Source organism: Pseudomonas sp. PK-RTE-24, from assembly GCF_054052265.1.
The window spans coordinates 2,203,280-2,221,660 of the sequence record NZ_CM133224.1; the positions used below are offsets into that span (position 1 = coordinate 2,203,280).

General features: G+C 61.2%; 16 protein-coding genes. 4 read left to right on the forward strand and 12 right to left on the reverse strand.

The genetic code is table 11. The annotated features are described in order from the left end of the window. The first annotated feature begins 296 nt into the window (after positions 1-296). Positions 297-2,399 carry a mechanosensitive ion channel domain-containing protein gene (locus ACV8MC_RS09840; RefSeq protein ID WP_122603807.1) on the forward strand — a complete coding sequence of 701 codons (2,103 nt, stop codon included), beginning with the start codon at positions 297-299 and terminating at the stop codon, positions 2,397-2,399. A 116-nt stretch (positions 2,400-2,515) separates the two neighbouring features. Here the strand turns inward: ACV8MC_RS09840 and ACV8MC_RS09845 are convergent, their stop codons facing one another. Then, on the reverse strand, positions 2,516-6,802 hold the full coding sequence (locus ACV8MC_RS09845) for a DEAD/DEAH box helicase (RefSeq protein WP_457265127.1): 4,287 nt from the start codon (positions 6,800-6,802) through the stop codon (positions 2,516-2,518). 276 nt (positions 6,803-7,078) lie between these two features. Here ACV8MC_RS09845 and ACV8MC_RS09850 point away from each other — a divergent pair, with 276 nt between their 5' ends. Continuing rightward, positions 7,079-7,963, forward strand: a complete 885-nt coding sequence (locus tag ACV8MC_RS09850; RefSeq protein WP_095181938.1) for a sugar nucleotide-binding protein — start codon at positions 7,079-7,081, stop codon at positions 7,961-7,963. Then, positions 7,956-8,888, forward strand: a complete 933-nt coding sequence (locus tag ACV8MC_RS09855; protein WP_150638351.1) for an NAD-dependent epimerase/dehydratase family protein — start codon at positions 7,956-7,958, stop codon at positions 8,886-8,888. The genes ACV8MC_RS09850 and ACV8MC_RS09855 overlap by 8 nt, the downstream gene beginning before the upstream one ends. 357 nt (positions 8,889-9,245) lie before the next feature. Here ACV8MC_RS09855 and ACV8MC_RS09860 read toward each other — a convergent pair whose 3' ends face one another. From ACV8MC_RS09860 to ACV8MC_RS09895, 8 genes are all read right to left on the reverse strand, one after another. Then, on the reverse strand, positions 9,246-9,944 hold the full coding sequence (locus tag ACV8MC_RS09860) for an OmpW/AlkL family protein (protein ID WP_095181936.1): 699 nt from the start codon (positions 9,942-9,944) through the stop codon (positions 9,246-9,248). 220 nt (positions 9,945-10,164) lie between these two features. Next, positions 10,165-10,683: a DUF3299 domain-containing protein gene (locus tag ACV8MC_RS09865; protein WP_024014502.1), complete on the reverse strand. Its 519-nt coding sequence runs from the start codon at positions 10,681-10,683 to the stop codon at positions 10,165-10,167. Positions 10,684-10,694: 11 nt separating this feature from the next. After that, a complete protein-coding gene (locus tag ACV8MC_RS09870; protein WP_071173729.1) occupies positions 10,695-11,960 on the reverse strand; it encodes an ABC transporter permease in 1,266 nt (421 codons plus the stop codon). A 1-nt stretch (position 11,961) separates the two neighbouring features. Continuing rightward, the gene (locus ACV8MC_RS09875; RefSeq protein ID WP_076567723.1) at positions 11,962-12,672 is read right to left on the reverse strand and encodes an ABC transporter ATP-binding protein; all 711 of its coding nucleotides are present in this window, start codon (positions 12,670-12,672) and stop codon (positions 11,962-11,964) included. A 139-nt stretch (positions 12,673-12,811) separates the two neighbouring features. Continuing rightward, on the reverse strand, positions 12,812-13,405 hold the full coding sequence (locus ACV8MC_RS09880) for a DUF2796 domain-containing protein (RefSeq protein ID WP_041477685.1): 594 nt from the start codon (positions 13,403-13,405) through the stop codon (positions 12,812-12,814). A 155-nt stretch (positions 13,406-13,560) separates the two neighbouring features. Next, complete coding sequence (locus ACV8MC_RS09885) at positions 13,561-14,127, reverse strand: hypothetical protein (protein ID WP_024014498.1); 567 nt, start codon at positions 14,125-14,127, stop codon at positions 13,561-13,563. Next, the gene (locus tag ACV8MC_RS09890; RefSeq protein ID WP_095181933.1) at positions 14,124-15,071 is read right to left on the reverse strand and encodes a CHAP domain-containing protein; all 948 of its coding nucleotides are present in this window, start codon (positions 15,069-15,071) and stop codon (positions 14,124-14,126) included. The genes ACV8MC_RS09885 and ACV8MC_RS09890 overlap by 4 nt, the downstream gene beginning before the upstream one ends. Beyond that, a complete protein-coding gene (locus ACV8MC_RS09895) occupies positions 15,068-15,649 on the reverse strand; it encodes a PAAR domain-containing protein (protein ID WP_457265130.1) in 582 nt (193 codons plus the stop codon). Before ACV8MC_RS09895 ends, ACV8MC_RS09890 begins: the two co-directional genes overlap by 4 nt. Positions 15,650-15,784: 135 nt before the next feature. Between ACV8MC_RS09895 and ACV8MC_RS09900 the strand changes: the two genes are divergently transcribed. Then, positions 15,785-16,144, forward strand: a complete 360-nt coding sequence (locus ACV8MC_RS09900; RefSeq protein WP_056790738.1) for a hypothetical protein — start codon at positions 15,785-15,787, stop codon at positions 16,142-16,144. A gap of 4 nt (positions 16,145-16,148) precedes the next feature. On the opposite strand, the gene trxA is transcribed toward ACV8MC_RS09900, so the two are convergent. The 3 genes from trxA to ACV8MC_RS09915 all read right to left on the reverse strand — a co-directional run bounded on the left by trxA (position 16,149) and on the right by ACV8MC_RS09915 (position 18,318). Beyond that, a complete protein-coding gene (gene trxA, locus ACV8MC_RS09905) occupies positions 16,149-17,021 on the reverse strand; it encodes a thioredoxin (RefSeq protein ID WP_457265132.1) in 873 nt (290 codons plus the stop codon). A 182-nt stretch (positions 17,022-17,203) separates the two neighbouring features. Continuing rightward, entirely contained in the window at positions 17,204-17,857 is a 654-nt protein-coding gene (locus tag ACV8MC_RS09910) for a class I SAM-dependent methyltransferase (RefSeq protein WP_457265134.1), read from the reverse strand. Next, complete coding sequence (locus tag ACV8MC_RS09915; RefSeq protein WP_056790730.1) at positions 17,854-18,318, reverse strand: YbaY family lipoprotein; 465 nt, start codon at positions 18,316-18,318, stop codon at positions 17,854-17,856. The genes ACV8MC_RS09910 and ACV8MC_RS09915 overlap by 4 nt, the downstream gene beginning before the upstream one ends. Between the last annotated feature and the right edge of the window lie 63 nt (positions 18,319-18,381).

Consider the following 18,381-nt stretch of genomic DNA (forward strand, 5'->3'; position numbering starts at 1 on the left):
CGGGTGAAGCGAAGATCAAGAGCTTACCCCCTCACCCCAACCCTCTCCCCCAAGGGGGCGAGGGGGAAGGGAGCAGATCTTCATGCCTCCTGAAATCGCGTACGACTGTGAAGGGAGCAGATCTGCATGGTCTTCAGGACTTGAGTTCGACTCAAGACGTGCAGTTGGTGATTTTGGTCATGCAACTCGGTCGGCTCCCTCTCCTGGGGGAGAGGGCTGGGGTGAGGGGGCTCTTGAACTTGCCGCGCAATTACCGATCAGTTCCTTACCAGGGTCAGCCACGGGAGATCGGAGCTTTGCGCAATTTCAGGATCGCCATTCTGCTGGGAGCGCTGCTGTGCTTGGGCGTCAACACATCGCAAGCCGTCGCGCTGCCGGGCGTTCCGGCTGCCGCCGATACGGCGGAAAAACCCGCCGAACCGGAACCGCTGGTGCAGGGCGGTCTGCTCGGGGCGATCAGTACGAGCATCGACGATGTGCAGGAAAAACTCGATCTCAACGAACACCTGGTCGATGCCTGGCGGCTGCGCGCTGACCGCGCGGCGGATGAGGTCGATCGGCTGGTCAAGCAGCCGTCGAACCGCTCGGGCTGGAGCGTGGCCGGGGATTTCCTCACGTTGTCGGGAGTGTGGCTGGGCAGTTTTGCCCTATTGACGGTGCTCGGCAGTCTGTTGGCCAAGCGCCTGCGTGAAGGGCGCTGGTTGCGCACCCGCCAGCGCAGTCAGGATCTGCTCGGCTACGTGCTGCCGTACACCGTGCCGGCGCTGATCTGCCTGCCGCTGACACTGTATGTCAGCCACTTTCTGCAAGCTTCGGTGGGCCGTGCGCTGGCGCTGTGTCTGGCCTATGCCACCAGCAGCGGTATCTTCTCCACATCGATGTTGTTGTGCGTGGTGGTGATGTTCAACGTCGGGCACAAGCGCGCCGCCGCGCGAATCATCCGTGAATACTGCCCGCGCCCGCTGTTCCTCATCGGCTTTCTCGCCGCCCTCAGCGATGCCCTGACCAGCCCGCAGATCGCCCGGCAACTGGGCGGCAATATCACCAGCAGCATCGCCGTGTTCACCGGACTGATCGCCTCGGTGATTTTCGGTTTGCTGGTGATTCGCCTGCGCCGGCCGGTGGCACATCTGATCCGCAATCGCCCGCTCGCTCAGCGCTTGAAACAACCGTCGCTGCAGGAATCGCTGCGGATATTTTCCGGGCTGTGGTATTGGCCGATCGTGCTGATGGTGCTGGTCTCGGCAGTCAGCCTGATTGGCATCGGCGAGGACAATCAGAAAGCCCTGCGCTGTGCCTTGTTCACTACCGTGCTGCTGATCGCCACAGTGTTTCTCAGCACCGTGTTGCAGCATTTGTTCAAATCACGCAAGGCTGAGGCGATCCAGCGCAGCAGTGCCTACAAGGAACGTTTTCTCAGCCTGTTGCATGCGTTGCTGCGCATCGTCATGGCGATTGTGTTCATCGATATTCTCGGGCGGATCTGGGGCGTGTCGTTGCTCGATTTCGCCCAGAGCAGCACCGTCGGTCGAGCGATCAGCAACGCCTTGAGCAGCATCGGCCTGATCTTCCTGGTGACGTGGCTGCTGTGGGTGGTGCTCGACACGGCGATTCAGGAGGCACTGAAACCGCCGCTGAGCAAACGCGCGGCACGCCAGCCGAGCACGCGGGTGAAAACCATCCTGCCGCTGTTGCGCAATGCGATCAAAATCATCCTCGTGGTGATCTGCGCGATTACCACCATGGCCAATCTGGGGATTAACGTTGCGCCTCTGTTGGCCGGTGCGGGCGTGGTCGGTCTGGCGATCGGTTTCGGTTCGCAGCAACTGGTGCAGGACGTCATCACCGGGTTGTTCATCATCATCGAAGACACCCTGTCGATCGGCGACTGGGTGGTGCTCGATTCCGGCCACGCTGGCACGGTGGAAGGCCTGACCATTCGCACCTTGCGCCTGCGGGACGGCAAGGGTTTTGTGCACTCGGTGCCGTTCGGCCAGATCAAGGCTGTGACCAACCAATCACGCCAGTTCGCCTTCGCATTTTTCTCGGTGCAGTTCACCTACGACACTGACGTCGACAAAGCCATTGAGCTGATTCGCGAGGCCGGTGATTCGATCCGCGAAGACCCGTTCCTCAAGTACAACCTGCAAGGGCCGCTGGATGTGTTTGGCGTGGACAAAATGGATCTCAACGGCGTGGTGTTGACGGCGCAATTCCGCACGGTGTCCGGTGGCCAATATGCGGTGAGCCGCGCGTTCAACCAGCGCTTGAAGAAGCTTGTGGATAACACACCGAATGTGCATTTTGCGCAGACTTATCCACAGCAGGTGTTGTTGCCGAAGCGGCAGGAGGAGGGGGCGGTGGTTGCGGATGAGGTACCGCAGGAGTCGCGGACCTGACGCCTGTTTGTGTAGAGACAGGGCCGGCGCTTTCGCGAGCAGGCTCGCTCCCACAGGGGCAATGGGATTGGACTGTGGGAGCGAGCCTGCTCGCGAAGACGCCGGTGCGAACACTCTCAATGCCGGATCAGCTTGGCATGCAGTTGTCCCATGGCTATCGGATCCAGCTCTACCCAAACCTGCTGCTTGCCGGCAATCACCGCGGCCACCGGCACCCCATCGCGATACACCAGCCGATTGCTCACCAGCGCCGGCACTTTCACCCCGGGCAATAACGTTCCGGCCAGATTCAATGGATCAACCCCACACACCGCCACCAGGCTGCCGTCCTGCGGGCGTCGGCGTACTTCGCGCAGCAAGGGAATGGCTTCGGGCAAAGCAAACTGCTCGCCAGCCAGACCACTGACAAACCGCCCGCCACGAATCTCGCCCCGCGCCTCCAGACGATGAAAGGTGCGCAGCAATTCCCGCCAGCTCGGCAACCAGTCCGCTTCGCGTTCCAGCAGACGCCAGAACACCACGCCATAGCGGCGCAGCAGGGTCATGGCGACATGTTCGAGCGTCTCAGCGGCATCTGCTGACGAACCCCGGCGCAGCAATGCCCAGCGTCCAGCATCGTCCATGCCGCCGATAAACGCCCCGCGTCCGCGTCGACTGCTGCGCTGCTGGCGCTTGCTTGCGGGAGTGATCAGCGCGCGCAGACCGGCGAAGCTGTCGGCGTTCACCAAACCTGCGGCGACCAGTTCCTGCAAGGCGATTTCCAGTTCGCTGCGCAGCAGGCGCGCTTCATGAATCAACTCATCGAAAAACAGCGCGCCATGCTGACTCAGCGCCTCGAAGACTTTCTGTGTTTTCGGCGATAACTCGCTCACTGGCGTCTGCTCAGCCAACGCACTCCACAAACCCACCTGGCTACGCGGCAGCAGCACAATCGGTGTACTGCGCAATGCCGAGCCGCTGACTTTCTGCCGCGCGCTGATGCGCGTCCACACCAGTTTGCCGTTGCGGCACAGTTCATCCAGCCAGCTCGGCGAATAGTCCTTGAGGCGTGCCGGCAGGATGTCGCTGTCCCATGCCGAGGCTGCCGCCGGGTAGCCTTCGAACTGGCCGACAATCGCCGGCAGCACCGCACTGCCCTGACCTTGGGTGGCCGGCGTCAGATGCTGCCAGTCGAACAGAAAACGCATGAAGTCCTGCAATGCCACCGGTTCGATTTCCCGGCGCAGGCGCTTGACCGTGTAGCGATGGATGCGCGCCAGCAGATGGCGTTCGCACCATTCTTCAATCGCGCTGTTCGGCGTGAACTGGCCGCGCAACACGTACCCTTCACGCTCCAGTTGCGCGAGGGCCTGACTCACTTGCGCGGCGGGCAGGGCGAGCGGCTCGGCGATGGCCGGCAACGGGATCGGCCCAAAGGCGCCGAGGCGGGCGCGGATCACTTCGACCAGCGCCTCATCGAATGCCCATGCGTCGTCGAAGCCGGGTAGCACGACTGCTGCGCTTGCCAACGTCGCCTGTGGATAAAGTGCTTGCAGGCAACTCAAGCGTTCGCGGGCCAGCCATAACTGATGCTCGGCGTCGATCTGCAACAGGCAGGCGCGGCCGCTGGCCATCAGCGTTTGCAGCCAGTCCGGCCAACCCGCATTGGCGCGGGCTTCGGCATCGCTGATGCAGGCGAGGCTCATCAGCGCTTCGTGCATTTCATCCATGGAATTGGGCGACGGCCAGGCTTCTTCGCGCACCGCCGTGATCGCGTCGGCGTCCAGCGCGCCGAGATCATCGGTCGACTGCGGATCGCTCCAGCGTCGATTAATCACCGCTTGCGTGCGGCGTTCCTCCAGCGGCGCGTCGTCGAGAAACGTGTAGGGGCGGGCGCTGAGGATTTCTGCCGCGAGCGGCGACGGCGCAGGTAAATCCCGGGCGATCAGGCGCACCTCGCCACGCTCCATGCGCCGCAGCAGGGTCAGCCAGCCTTCGCTGTCCATAGCTTCGTGCAGGCAATCGTCGAGGGTCTGTTCCACCAGCGGATGTTCGGGGACTTCACGCTCGCCGGCGAGGTTTTCCAGGCAGGCGATCTGGTCGGGAAACACACTGGCGATCAGGTCTTCGCTTTTCATCCGTTGCAGTTGCGGAGCGACTTTGCGCCCGCCGGTGAAGCGCGGCAACGCCAGCGCCACCCCGGCATTCCAGCGCCAGCGCACGCCAAACAAGGGCGCATCGAGCACGGCTTGAATAAGGGTGTGTTCGGCGCTGTTGCTGTGCAGGTAACGCCAAACCTCGTCGAGCTCGAAGCTGTGACTGGTGGACAGCGACAGCACGATCGCGTCTTCGCTGGCGGCGGCCTGCAACTCGAAGTTGAAGGTGCGGCAGAAACGCTTGCGCAAGGCCAGGCCCCAGGCGCGGTTGATGCGGCTGCCGAACGGCGTGTGAATGATCAGTTGGGTGCCGCCGGACTCGTCGAAAAACCGCTCCATCAACAGCGTGTCCTGCGAGGGCAGGGCGCCGAGGGTTTGCCGCGCGCGCGCCAGATATTCGACCAGTTGCTCGGCGCTGGCGAGGTTGAGGCCGAGTGTGGCGGTCAGCCAGTCGAGCGCCGGTTGCAGATTGCCGGGGCTGGCGCTGAGCAATTCGTCCAACTGCGCTTGCAGGCGCGCGACGGCCGCCGACAGTTCATCACTGCGCCCCGGCGCTTCGCCGAGCCAGAACGGAATGGTCGGCGGCATGCCCTGCGCATCCTCGACCCGCACTTTGCCGCTTTCCACCCGCAGGATGCGGTACGAGGTATTGCCGAGCTGGAACACGTCGCCGGCGATACTTTCCACGGCGAAGTCTTCGTTGACGCTGCCGATGTTCAAGCCCTGGGGTTCTAGCAATACGCTGTAGTCGGCGTTGTCCGGAATGGTGCCGCCGCTGGTCACGGCGGTCAGTTGCGCGCCCCGCCGGCCACGCAAGGTGCGACTGACGGCATCGCGGTGCAGGTAGGCGCTGCGGATGCCTTGGCGGCCGTTGTAACCCTCAGCGAGCATGCTCAGCAGGGCCTGATAGTGTTTTTCATCGAGATCGCGATACGGCCACGCTCGGCGGAACATCGCCAGCAACGCGTCCTCCGACCATTCCTGGCAACTGACCTCGGCAATGATCTGCTGCGCCAGCACGTCCAGCGGTTTTTCCGGAATGTGCAGCGTATCGAGCTCGCCCCGGCGCACGCAGTCGAGCAGGGCGGCGCACTCGATCAGGTCGTCGCGGGTGGTGGCGAACAAACGCCCCTTGGGGGTGCCGCCGACCTGGTGTCCGGAGCGACCGACTCGTTGCAGAAACGCAGCAATCGAACGCGGTGAACTGATCTGGCAGACCAGGTCGACTTCACCGATATCGATGCCCAGCTCCAGTGATGCAGTGGCGATCAGCACTTGCAGCTCGCCGCGTTTGAGGCGCTGTTCCGCATCGAGGCGAAACTCTTTGGCCAGGCTGCCGTGGTGCGCCGCCACGGCCTGCTTGCCGAGGCGCTCGCTCAGATGCCGGCTGAGGCGTTCGGCAAGGCGTCGGGTGTTGACGAAAATCAGCGTGGTGCGATGCTCGCGGGCGAGTTCGGCGAGGCGCTCATACACCAGTTCCCAGACATCATTGGCCATCACCGCCGACAACGGTACCGGCGGCACCTCGATGCCCAGATCCCGAGGGCGGGCGTGGCCGATGTCGACGATTTCGCAGGGGCGATCGTGACCGACCAGGAACTGCGCCACGGCTTCCACCGGTTTCTGCGTGGCGGACAGGCCGATGCGGGTCAGCGGTTCGGCGCACAACGCTTGCAGCCGTTCAAGGCTCAAGGACAGATGACTGCCGCGCTTGCCGGCGGCCATGGCGTGGATTTCGTCAATGATCACCGTGCGCGTGTTGCCGAGCATCCTGCGCCCGGATTCCGAGCCGAGCAGCACGTACAGCGATTCCGGGGTGGTCACCAGAATATGCGGCGCGCTCTTGCGCATCGCGGCGCGGTCTTTTTGCGGCGTGTCGCCGGTGCGTACGGCGGTGGTGATGGTCAGCTCCGGCAGGCCCATTTCGCGCAATTGCGCGGTAATGCCGGCGAGCGGATTCTGCAGGTTGATCTGGATGTCGTTGGACAGTGCCTTCAACGGCGAGACATAGACCACCAGGGTTTCGGCGGGCAGACCGTCGGGGTGTTCCAGACCACGATGGACAAGCTCATCGAGCACGGCGAGGAACGCGGTCAGGGTTTTGCCGGAGCCAGTGGGCGCGGCGATCAGCGTCGACCGGCGCTGGCGAATCAACGGCCACGCACGGGCCTGAGCGGCGGTGACCGCCGGGAAAGTTTTGTTGAACCAGGCGCTGACGGCGGGGTGAAAACCGGCCAGCGCGCTGTTGGCGGGGAGGGGCAGATTCATGACTGGAGTTATGCGGGCGGGGGCGGGAAGATGCAAGTACCGTTCGGACGCCTTCGCGAGCAGGCTCGCTCCCACCTTGGAATGCGGTCTCCTGTGGGAGCGAGCCTGCTCGCGATAGCGCCAGTGAGGCCGATACAAATCCGCGCATCTACACTTTACGGATGACGGTTGCGCACTAAACCCGCAAAATGCAACGATTCCGGCAATTATCGACGACGGTTCCACAAGAACTGTCGCTAAAGCCATCGTTCCAATCAGACTGGGCCTGCTGACTCTATGCGAATGCGCCTTATGTTACTGGGCGGCGGAAATGCCCTTGGGCAGGCGCTGATTCGCCTCGGTGCGGAAGAAGACATCGGTTTCCTCGCCCCCCGCCCGCCCGAAAACGGCTGGGATGCCGCGAGCCTCACCCAATTGCTCGACGACACCCGTCCCGATGCGTTGATCAACCTCGCCTACTATTTCGACTGGTTCCAGGCCGAGAGCGTCAGCGAAAGCCGCATGATCGGCCAGGAACGCGCCATCGAGCGTCTGGCCGAACTGTGCCAGCACCACAACATTGTCCTCGTGCAGCCGTCGAGCTATCGCGTGTTCGACGGCTCACGTGCTACCGCTTACAGCGAAAAAGACGAACCGGTGCCGCTGGGCCTGCGCGGTCAGGCCTTGTGGCGCATCGAGCAAAGTGTGCGCGCGACCTGCCCGCAACATGTACTGCTGCGTTTCGGCTGGCTGCTCGACGACAGCCCGGACGGCACCCTCGGACGCTTCCTCGCCCGCGCGGAAAAACCCGAAGAGTTGCTGCTGGCCGATGATCGGCGCGGCAATCCGACTCCGGTCGATGACGCCGCGCGAGTGATCATCTCCGTGCTCAAGCAACTCGACTGCGCCGCGCCGCTGTGGGGCACTTACCATTACGCCGGCCACGAAGCGACCACACCGCTGGCGCTGGGCCAGGCGATTCTCACCGAAGCACGCAGCCTGCATCCGTTGGCGATCGAAGCACCGACCGCGCAGGCTCACGCCGCGCGCCCGGACGCCGCCGAAGAGCCGCAACATGCAGTGCTGGCCTGCAAGAAAATTCTCCACACTTTCGGGATCAAACCGCGCGCCTGGCGTGCCGCACTCCCGGGTCTACTGGACAGGTTCTACCGACATGGCTGAAGCAACGGTTTTAATCACTGGCGGAGCCGGATTCATCGGCTCGCACCTGACCGATGCCTTGCTCGCCAAGGGCTATGCGGTACGCGTGCTCGACGACCTGTCGACCGGCAAGCGCAGCAACCTGCCGCTGGACAATCCCAAGGTTGAACTGGTGGTCGGCGATGTCGCCGATGCCGCCCTGGTCGCCCGCGCCATGCAAGGTTGCAGCGCCGTCACGCATCTCGCGGCCGTGGCCTCGGTGCAGGCCTCGGTGGACGATCCGGTGAAAACCCACCAGAGCAATTTCATCGGCACCCTGAATGTCTGCGAAGCCATGCGCCTGGCCGGGGTCAAGCGTGTGGTGTACGCCTCCAGCGCGGCGGTGTACGGCAACAATGGCGAGGGCGAGTCGATTGATGAAGACACGCCAAAAGCGCCGCTGACACCCTACGCCTCGGACAAACTGGCCGGTGAGCAATACTTCGATTTCTACCGTCGCCAGCATGGCCTGGAGCCGGCGATTTTCCGCTTCTTCAACATCTTCGGCCCCCGCCAGGATCCGTCCTCGCCGTATTCCGGGGTGATCAGCATCTTCAGCGAACGTGCGTCGAAAGGTTTGCCGATCACCGTATTTGGCGATGGCGAGCAGACCCGCGATTTTCTTTATGTCGGTGATCTGGTCGATTTGCTGGTGCAGGCGCTGGAAAAGCCTGAAGTGCAGGAGGGCGCGGTCAATGTTGGCTGGAATCAGGCGATGAGCCTGAAGCAGATGCTCGAAGCGTTGAAATCAGTGGTCGGTGAACTGCCGCCCGTGAGTTACGGGCCGGCGCGTTCGGGTGATATCCGCCATTCGCGAGCGGATAACCGACGCTTGCTGCAGCGCTTCGAAATGCCGCCGCAGACGCCGATGAGTGTGGGCTTGGCGCGCTTGCTCGGGCGCTCCTGAGAAGCCCCTCACCCTAGCCCTCTCCCAGGGGGAGAGGGAACTGACTGAGGTGTTTGTGAGAAGTACGCCGACTTGCGATACCCAGTCGAACTCAGGTTTTGAACAACACACAAATCGGCTCCCTCTCCCCCGGGAGAGGGCTGGGGTGAGGGGCCCGGGCCTCCAACGCCCCACATGACTCAGCACCAAATGAAAAAGGCGCCCTGCAACAGGCGCCTTTTTCACGGCCGGAATATCGCTATTCCTGTGGCGAGGGAATGTTATTCCCCGATCGACTGCGTACGGTCGTCGTCAGGTCTGTGCCTGCCCGCCACCAAGCCTCATTCACCACCACGTGAACGTTCGGTCAAAGTCAGCTTAGAACTTATAGCCCAAACCGACCATGTAGATGAACGGATCGACATCCACATTCACCCGTGCGCGGGTGCCGGGTGCGACGGCGTTGTTCTCGACGGTCGCGCGTGTATCGATATCGATGTAGCGCACTTGGGCGTTGAGCATGATGTTGTCGGTGATCATGTAGTCGGCGCCGACCTGCCAGGCCAGACCCCAGGAGTTTTTCGCCTTGAAGTTGCTGAAGCCGTTGGCGCTGGCTTCGCTGCCGACGTGTTCGTCGTAAATCCAGGTGTAGTTGATGCCACCGCCGACATACGGCTGGAAAGGCGATTTCGAATCAAGCGGGTAGTAGACGACGCTGAGGGTCGGCGGCAGGTGTTTCAGGGTGCCGAGCTTGCCGTTGGCGGCGGGCAGGGCGGTGCCCTTGAGCTTGACGTCATGCTCGAACGGCGTGGCTGCCAGCAGCTCGATACCGATGTTGTTGGTGAGCATGTAAGCGAAGTTCAGACCCAGTTGGGTGTCGCTGCTCATGGTCGCCTTGCCGCCCAGATCAGTGCCGCTCAGCGGACCCTGATCGACCTTGACGCTGGAGCTGTCGGCCTTCGGGTTGACGGTGATCGCGCCGGCGCGCACGAGAATGTCACCGGCTTCGTGGGCGTGGGCGAGCGGGGCTGCGAGCGCGAGGGCAAACAGCGAGGCGCTGAGCAAGGACTTGTTCATGGGGGCTCCGAAAGGACATAAAAATTCGATGTCCTAGGGTACGAAGCCGTCTGATACGGTGTTTTGACTCAGCTCAATGAAACAGTGAAGGGGCGGGGTTTTGTGGAACCTTTGAGGGCCTATTCGCGAGCAGGCTCGCTCCCACCTTGGAATGTGATCACCTGTGGGAGCGAGCCTGCTCGCGAAGACGATAGACCAGCCAATACAAAATTACCGGGAATTACTCCGGCAGTTCATACGCATAAATCTTCTCTGCCTCCATCTGATACCCGGCATCGGCCAGCTCACTGCTCGAGGCTTTCACCTGCAACGGTCCCTCAACCCAATACGGCTGATACAGCTCATCGAGCTTCACGCCCAGTTCGCTTTTCACGTGGACGATCTGGTTCGACGGCGGTGGCGGGACGTGGATGCAGGCGCCGAAATATGGCACCAGCAAGAAGTCCGTGGTGCGCCCCTCTTCGCTGACTTCCAGCGGCACGATGTAACCGGGCAGGCGAATGTTCTGCCCGTCGAGGCTCTTCACTACCGGTGCATTGGGCATGTCCTGCTTGGCCGCCGGAGCGGACTCGGCAGAGAGTGCGTCGCCCATCTTCGACAGGTCGTGCAGCGGGGTCATGTTCGGCACTTCCGGCGCGGCGTCCGGTGGGATCATTTCCGACCAGGTCAGGTCTTTCGGCGCCGCCGCCCACACGGGCAGGGCGACCAGCATCAGCAGCGCAAGCAGGGCGCGGGGCATGGTGAACATCCTCATAAACGGATCGACAGGCCATCGGCCAATGATTGGCGATACGCGCGCCAGGCCGGCACGCTGCCCATCAGCAGCGCGGCCGCCAGAATGCCACCGAGCAGCGTCCATTCATACTCGCTCGGCCATGCCAGCGGCAGATACAAACCGTAATTGGCCTGCACGTAACCTTGCGCAGCGGCGATGCCGATGTATAGCAATGCCAGTCCGGCGATGACTCCAGTCAGCGCCAACGCAAAGGCTTCCAGCACCAGCAGGCTTGCGATGTGCCACGGCCGCGCCCCCACCGAACGCAGAATCGCCATCTCGCGGCGACGTTCGTTGAGGCTGGTGAGAATCGCCGTGAGCATGCCGATCAACCCGGTCAGCACAACGAACAGCGAGACCACGAACAAGGCTTTCTCGGCCGTACTCATCAGGCTCCACAATTCCTGCAAGGCCACGCCCGGGAGGATCGCCAGCATCGGTTCGCCCCGGTATTCATTGATCTCGCGCTGCAAGGCGAAGGTGGAAATCTTGCTGTTGAGGCCGAGCATGAACGCGGTGATCGCTTGCGGCGTGAGGTCCATGTTGCGCGCCTGATCAGCGCTGATCCGCCCGTTGCCGCGCGCCGGCACACCGTTGTGCCAGTCGATGTGGATCGCCTCCATGCCGCCGAGGCTGATGTGCAACGTGCGGTCCACCGGGGTGCCGGTGCGCTGGAGGATGCCGACCACGGTGAACGGTTTGTCGTCGTGCTTGACCAGGCTGATCGCCGCCACGCCATGGGCCAGTACCAGTTTGTCGCCGAGCTTGTAGTGCAGCGCTTCGGCGACTTCGGCACCGAGCACCACTTCGAAAGGATCGGTGGCAAACGCGCGACCGTCGGCCAGCGCCAGGTGTTGCTGGCGCCCATACTGGTAGTGCTCGAAATAGGCTTCGGTGGTGCCCATCACGCGATAGCCGCGATGGGAATCGCCCAGGGACATGGGGATTGCCCACTTCACTTTCGGGTTGTTAGCGAAGTGTTCAAAGCTGTCCCAGCGAATGTTGTTGGTAGCGTTGCCGATGCGGAACACCGAATACAGCAGCAGGTTCACCGACCCCGAACGAGCGCCGACGATCAGGTCAGTACCGCTGATGGTGCTGGCGAAACTGGCCTTGGCTTCGGTGCGCACGCGCTCGACGGCGAGCAGCAGGCACACCGAAAGAGCAATGGCGAAAGCAGTGAGCAATGCGGTGAAACGGCGGTTGGCCAGGCTGGCCATGGCCAGACGAAACAGATACATCTCAGACCTCGGCGGACGTGGCGGCGCGATTGAGTTCGGCCAGGGACAGATGACGGTCGAACAGCGGCGCCAGGCTCTGGTCATGGCTGACGAACAACAGACTCGATCCGGCCTCGCGGCACTCGGCAAACAGCAGGCGAATGAAATTTTCGCGGGCGTCGTAATCCAGCGCCGAGGTCGGTTCGTCGGCGATCACCAGCTCCGGTTGGCCGATCAATGCGCGTGCGGCGGCGACCCGTTGTTGCTGGCCGATCGACAGCGAGTCGGCGCGGCGGCTGAGGATGCTTTCGTCTTTCAGACCCAGGTGGGCGAGCAACGTGGCGGCGGCTTGATCGACGCTGCCGTGGCGCTGTTTCGCCCGTTGCGCACGCAGTTTTGAAAAATGACACGGCAACTCAACGTTCTCGCGCACCGAGAGAAACGGCAGCAGGTTGAATTGCTGGAAAATGTAGCCAGTGTGATCGACACGAAACGTATCGCGCTTGCCGGCAGAAAGCTCGGTCAGCTCCTGGCCGAGCAGGCGAATGCTGCCGCGATTGGGCTTCTGCACCCCGCCAAGCAGGCCGAGCAGGGTGGTCTTGCCGCTGCCGCTGGGGCCTTTGAGAAACAGGGTTTCGCCGGCTTCCAGACGAAACGCCGGGATGTCCAGCAGCGGCGGGTGACCGGGCCAGTTGAAGCCAAGGTCGGAAAGTTCGATGAGTGCTTGGGTCATGGCACCGATTTTCATGAAGTGAACACATAACCCTGTGGGAGCGAGCCTGCTCGCGAAAGCGCTGGGTCAGACACCCACCTGTCAACTGACACGCCGCCTTCGCGAGCAGGCTCGCTCCCACAGGGGATTTCGGTGGATCCTAGAATTTCAGCGCAGCTGACTTGGCCGTCACTTCGGTACCTTGCTGGCCGGTCGCGCTGATCAGTTGTACCTGAATCTTCTGTGTCGCCGGGAAGGTCTTGAAGATGTTTGCCAGATTCAGCGTGTTCAGCGCGCCCGGTGTGGCGCAGCTGAATTGGTAATGCGCGTGGATTTCGCTGTGGTCGTGGTGATGCTCGTGACCGTCCTTGTCCGCTTCATCTTCGTCGTGATCGTCGGCGTCCGGCTTGTCGCCGAACAGCGGGCTTTCCAGTTCCTGGCTGACCACCTTGCAGCCGGCCGCAGCGGGCAGGCTGAACAGGGCCAATGGTTTTTCCAGCTGCGCACGAGCGGCAGCGACTTTGGCCTTGTCGGCATCCGACGTCGCGGCGTGTTCAAAACCCACCAGATTCATCGCCGGGCTTTCCAGCTCCAGCTCCAGGGTCTGACCATCGAGCGCGGCATTCAGGCGACCCACACCATGCTCATGGGCGCCGAGGCTGCCGTGCTCATGATCGTGATCGTGCTCATCCACCGCATGAGCAGCGGCCAGCGGCAACAGGGCAAACGGCAAAGCGAGCAGCAAACGACGCATGACGGACTCCGAGAAAAATGAAAAGTTTGTTATGTAATCTTATAACGAAAGTGCGCAGAGTGTGCCCGTGCGCTTGAGATTGCGCAAGACATGGCTAAGCACCGCCCGGGATGAGGTCGCGGGCGGTGCTGGGATTGAATGTCATGCTTGCAGAATCAGAAGCCTGCGCCGGGATAGTCGAACCAATAGTGTCCCGAAAGGACATCGTTGATCAGATTTGCGTCGAGCACGCTCGGGGCATCGCGACTGAAACGCTGTCGCCAAGCCGGAAGCCACCAGTAGTTGATGGCTGTTCCGCGCGGAAATACCACCAGAGTCAGCACCTCCTTATCCATTTTGCCCTGCGTGTAGAGTTGATGACTGCGATCCATCAGGGCCATGTACTGGTCGATTGGCAGTCTGAACATAAGTGCCATGGTGAAGATTTTTTCACTCTGACTGAACGCCGGACTCTGCAGTACCCGCAATGCTTCGCAAGTGTGTGAATTCGGTTGACTCGCTATGCTCTGGCCTTCGGGGGTTGAAAGTATGTCGAAACGATCATCCATGTCTCGCCAGTCGGTCCGGCTATTGCGCTCAAAGTAATCACGAATAACAAGGGTCAGTGGACCTGCAGTTTCCCCGTCAGCGGGACAAGCCGAAAGATCGGCAGGCAACCAGATGCGCCATGCCACGATGAGCAAAAACGGAATTATGAGGAGGAGCGAATAAGGGCGTTTCATTGTGGCGTGCTGTGTTTGTAGCGTCGGAAAATAGTGAAGTCATGGTCGCTGGGATTTGCATTGCCGGTCGCATGGCGAAAACCTGCGTCGTTAACTTCAACTTTTTCCCACCCTGCAGAAATGCATACGCCCTTCGTTAGAACGAAGCCGACATGGCCGCTGGCGTCGGAATAATTCATTGCGTAAGCGCCGACGTCCCCGGGCAACGGCGTGCGCTCGACTTTCCAGCTGTTGAGCAATCGTTGTCCATTCGCCCATTCACCCGCGAGCGGAGGACTAACCTTGGAGAAATATGGCAGGTATTTCGATTTGCCATGTTCAATCAACGCCACGTTGACCCCAATTGCGGTCAGCACGTCGTAGACGAACAGATTGCATTTATTTGTGTTTGGTGGAAATTCCACGCTCTGGCTGAGAGTAGGGTGTGGCAGCGACTTTTTGCTTTTATTCCCTGCCCACTGTGTTGATCCCCGGTGTGACAGCGCCTCCATCAGTATCCTGCGCGGCATGTCCTGAATGACGACTTTCACCGTTCGGGTTTCATTTGTACGTTTCACACCATATTCGACTTCGTAGAATGCGTCGTTCGAGACAGCGCCGCTGGTCGTTAGCGGGACTTTTACCCACGGTGATATCGCTACGATCGAAAGAGACTTCCCTGGATTCAACGTAGCAGTGTGCATACCTTTTTTTGTACCGGAGTTCCCCACAATCTGAACCGTCACTTCGTGGGTGTCTCGGGTTTTGATCGACGGTAGTTCCTTGCCCGCGAGCGTTATAGCGATCTGGCCGTTTTTGGATATCAATGAATAAATGCGAGGCCTGTCATCGTTTTGAACGATGTTGTCATCTACGACCTGACCGTCGATAAGCAGCTGAAATTTTACGCCTGGCGGTGGCTGCATCAGAAAGTCTTTAAAGATGAGTTTGATTTCCGATTTCATGACAAATCCTGTGTCAAGGGCTCTTCATAGGCATAGAAAGTCCATTCGGAATCTTCCCCTACCAACAGGGTGTCGTAATCCGAAGCGTTTTTTACCGGGTGTTCGCAGCCTTCGCCTGTGAGGTTGCAAGTGCTGTCTTGTAAAACGGCAACCTTCGCCTTGTCCTTGAGTTTGTAAGCCAAACCTGGCTTTTCCGTGTCATCAAGGCGTTCGATGATGACCTGCAAGTAGCGATAAGAGGTCAGGGCAGCAATCGGTGGCCCCATGTCAATTGGAGCGGGCCGGCCAATTCCTGCGAAACCACTGTGTTGCTGAGTGAGCAGCTTATTGGTCATGGGCGGACAACCGCAGGCGACGTAGTCACCCTCTAGCGCAGCTGGTCCGGCAGGTAAAATCAGCGTTCTTTCACCCACTGCTACGATGTGGCCTTTGCCAGGCCCACAGACCGGACAACTGGCGAGTTGTCCAATGGAAGCGATTATTCTTCCTTCGATATTGAGGTTCTCATTTCCTTCAAGTATCACGCCACCTGTAGAGGTCGGGCCTCCTTTAGAGGCCAGTTTTCGTCCTGAAGACATTGGGAATCCTTCCCGCAAAAAGAGATTAATTTAGCCGATCAACCGGGAATTACCAGATGTGTTTGGCGCCCTTTACTTGGCGTTGCACAAGTCCCGTGGGAGCATGCAGGTCAGAAAAGTGCAGGAGCGAACTTGATGTTGCGGATACGCGGAACGGTCGGCGAGGTGCCGGTGGATTTGACGGTGGAGCTGGATGACAGCGATTGGGCCAGGCTGGGTTCGGCGCTGAGCGGGCAGGCGCCGGTCGCGCAGTCCGAGGCAGTGGCGTCGGCCCCGGCGGCGAAGCCGGTGAATCAGGACGATGCGCTGTGGCAGGTGGCCAAAGACTTGCTGCGTAAGGCCGGGCAACTCAGTGGACCGGATCTGCTCGATCAACTGGAAGCGCTGACCGGCAGTGCGGTGGCGGGCAAGCGTTTGCTCGTGCGCTTGCGCCACAGTTCCGATGTGAAAGTGGCGAGCGGCGGGGATACGCCGCTCTATAGCTGGATCGGGTAAGGCCTTAATACAGCGCCGCAAACACTTTGCGACGGTAAGCCGTCACCAACGGATGATCATTGCCCAGCAGTTCGAACACCTGCAGCAAGGTCTTGTGCGGCAAGCCTTCGCCGTAGCTGCGGTTGCGGATGAACAGTTTGAGCAAGGCGTCCAGCGCCGCTTCGTATTGCTGGCGCGCCAGTTGCTGGATCGCCAGTTGGTACACCGCTTCATCATCCTGCGGATTTTGCGCCAGGCGGCTTTTCAGGTCGGCGGCGTCCGGCAGGTCGCGGGCGAGGCCGAGGAACTGGATCTGCGCCTTGGCCCCAGCGAGTGCGGCTTTGTGCTCATCGCTCTTGACCGCGTCGAGCACAGTTTGCGCTTCGTCCAGTTCGCCGCGTTCGGTCAGGCAGCGTGCGTAAAGGATCAGCGCTTTGGCGTTGGTATTGTCTTCATTGAGAATGGTCACCAGCACCGCTTCCGCCTCGGCGAAGTGACCTTCGTCGAACATCGCCTGAGCCTGTTCGAACGGGTCGGCAGCAGCCGGTGGCGGCATCTGCACATGCGGTTCGAGCAGGGCGCGCACGGCGGATTCCGGTTGTGCCCCGGCAAAGCCATCGACCGGCTGACCGTCCTTGAACAGCACCACGGTCGGCAGGCTGCGAATGCCGAAGCGGGCGACGATGTCCTGCTCGATGTCGCAGTTGACCTTGGCCAGCAGCAACTCGCCCTGATAGCTCTCGGCAATGCCTTGCAGCATCGGCATCAACGCCTTGCACGGCGCACACCATTCGGCCCAGAAATCCACCAGCACCGGTTTGTTGAAGGAGGCTTCGATCACCGACTGGTCGAAATCGGCAGTCGTGGCGTCGAAGATGTACGGCGTTTGCTCACTCATGGGGGATCTCGTCAAAGCGTGGATGGGGCAACTATAAGGCTTGGTGTGGGGTGGCCGGAAGCGGGGCGGGTCGAGAGGTGTGTTGCATGGGCGGACGCCTTCGCGAGCAGGCTCGCTCCCACAGGGGATTTATGAACGACACAGATCCAGTGTGGGAGCGAGCCTGCTCGCGAAGCTTTTAGCTAGCGCCGTGCATGGTAGAGGCTGACATGTCTGAATTCCTCAGGCTCGGCCAGATCCGGCAAGGTCATCGCCTCGAGCATTTCAATTCGCTCATAAAGCGGATGCCGAAAATCCCGCACCCGTGAATCCGCCACCAGCGCCTCGCGTCCGCGACTGAGAAACGCGTCGAGCAGCGGCAAGTTCGCCCGGTCGTACAACACGTCGGCGACCAGGATCAGATCGAAGCGATCGGCCTCGGCAAAGAAGTCCATCGAGTAGCTCATCTGCACATTGTTGAGCTCGGCGTTCGCCTTGCACGCGGAAATCGCCAGCGGATCGAGATCGCAGGCCACCACTTCCAGCGCCCCGGCCTTCACCGCCGCGATACCGGCAATCCCGGAGCCGGCGCCGAAATCCAGCACGCGCTTGCCGCGCACCCACTCTGGAAACTGTGCCAGATAACGCGCCACGGCCAAGCCGCTGGCCCAGCAAAAGCTCCAATAGGGCGGTTCATGCAGGATGCGCTGGGTTTCTTCCTGGCTGAATTCGCGGGCCATGTTGTCACCGTCGATCAGCCACAGCTGCAAATCGGTGCCGGGCAACGCGCAGGCTTTCAGTCTGGCGTCGCCGAGCAATTCCCCCAAGGCCTGTTGCAGGTCGAGCGGTGCTGTCATGGCGCTTTGACGAATTGCAGCTGGCCCAAAGCCTGAGTGGTCGGTTGAGTGATGGTCTGCGATGGCAGGTGCAGAATCAGTTGTCCGGACTGGCTCGCGCGACCGCGCAGCTCAACCCGTGCGCCGGCCGGAAACGCCTCGGGGTTGAAGCGCAGGTGAAACGGCAGGATCTGGTTGTTGCCGATCAGGCTGGAACTGGCGAGCAATTGTTGCGGGCGGTCCTTTTCATCGATTACCAGCAGCGCCAGTTCGACTTCGGCGCCGGCCGGCACCCCTTGCAGGCTGCCGCTCAATTCGCGCTGATGCGCCGGCAGCGGCCCAAGGTCGGCGGCCTCTTTGGCTTTTTTCTGCGCCTGCTGCGGCGCGGGGCCTGGCGTCGGCGGTTGCGGCTTGGGTGCGTCGCTGCCACAGGCCACCAGCAGGCTGAAAAGACTGAGCAGAACGAGCGGACGTAACGGCATTGGAGGCTCCGGCAGAATGAATTCCATGGATCAGACGATCATGCCGTTCTGTATACCGCAAAG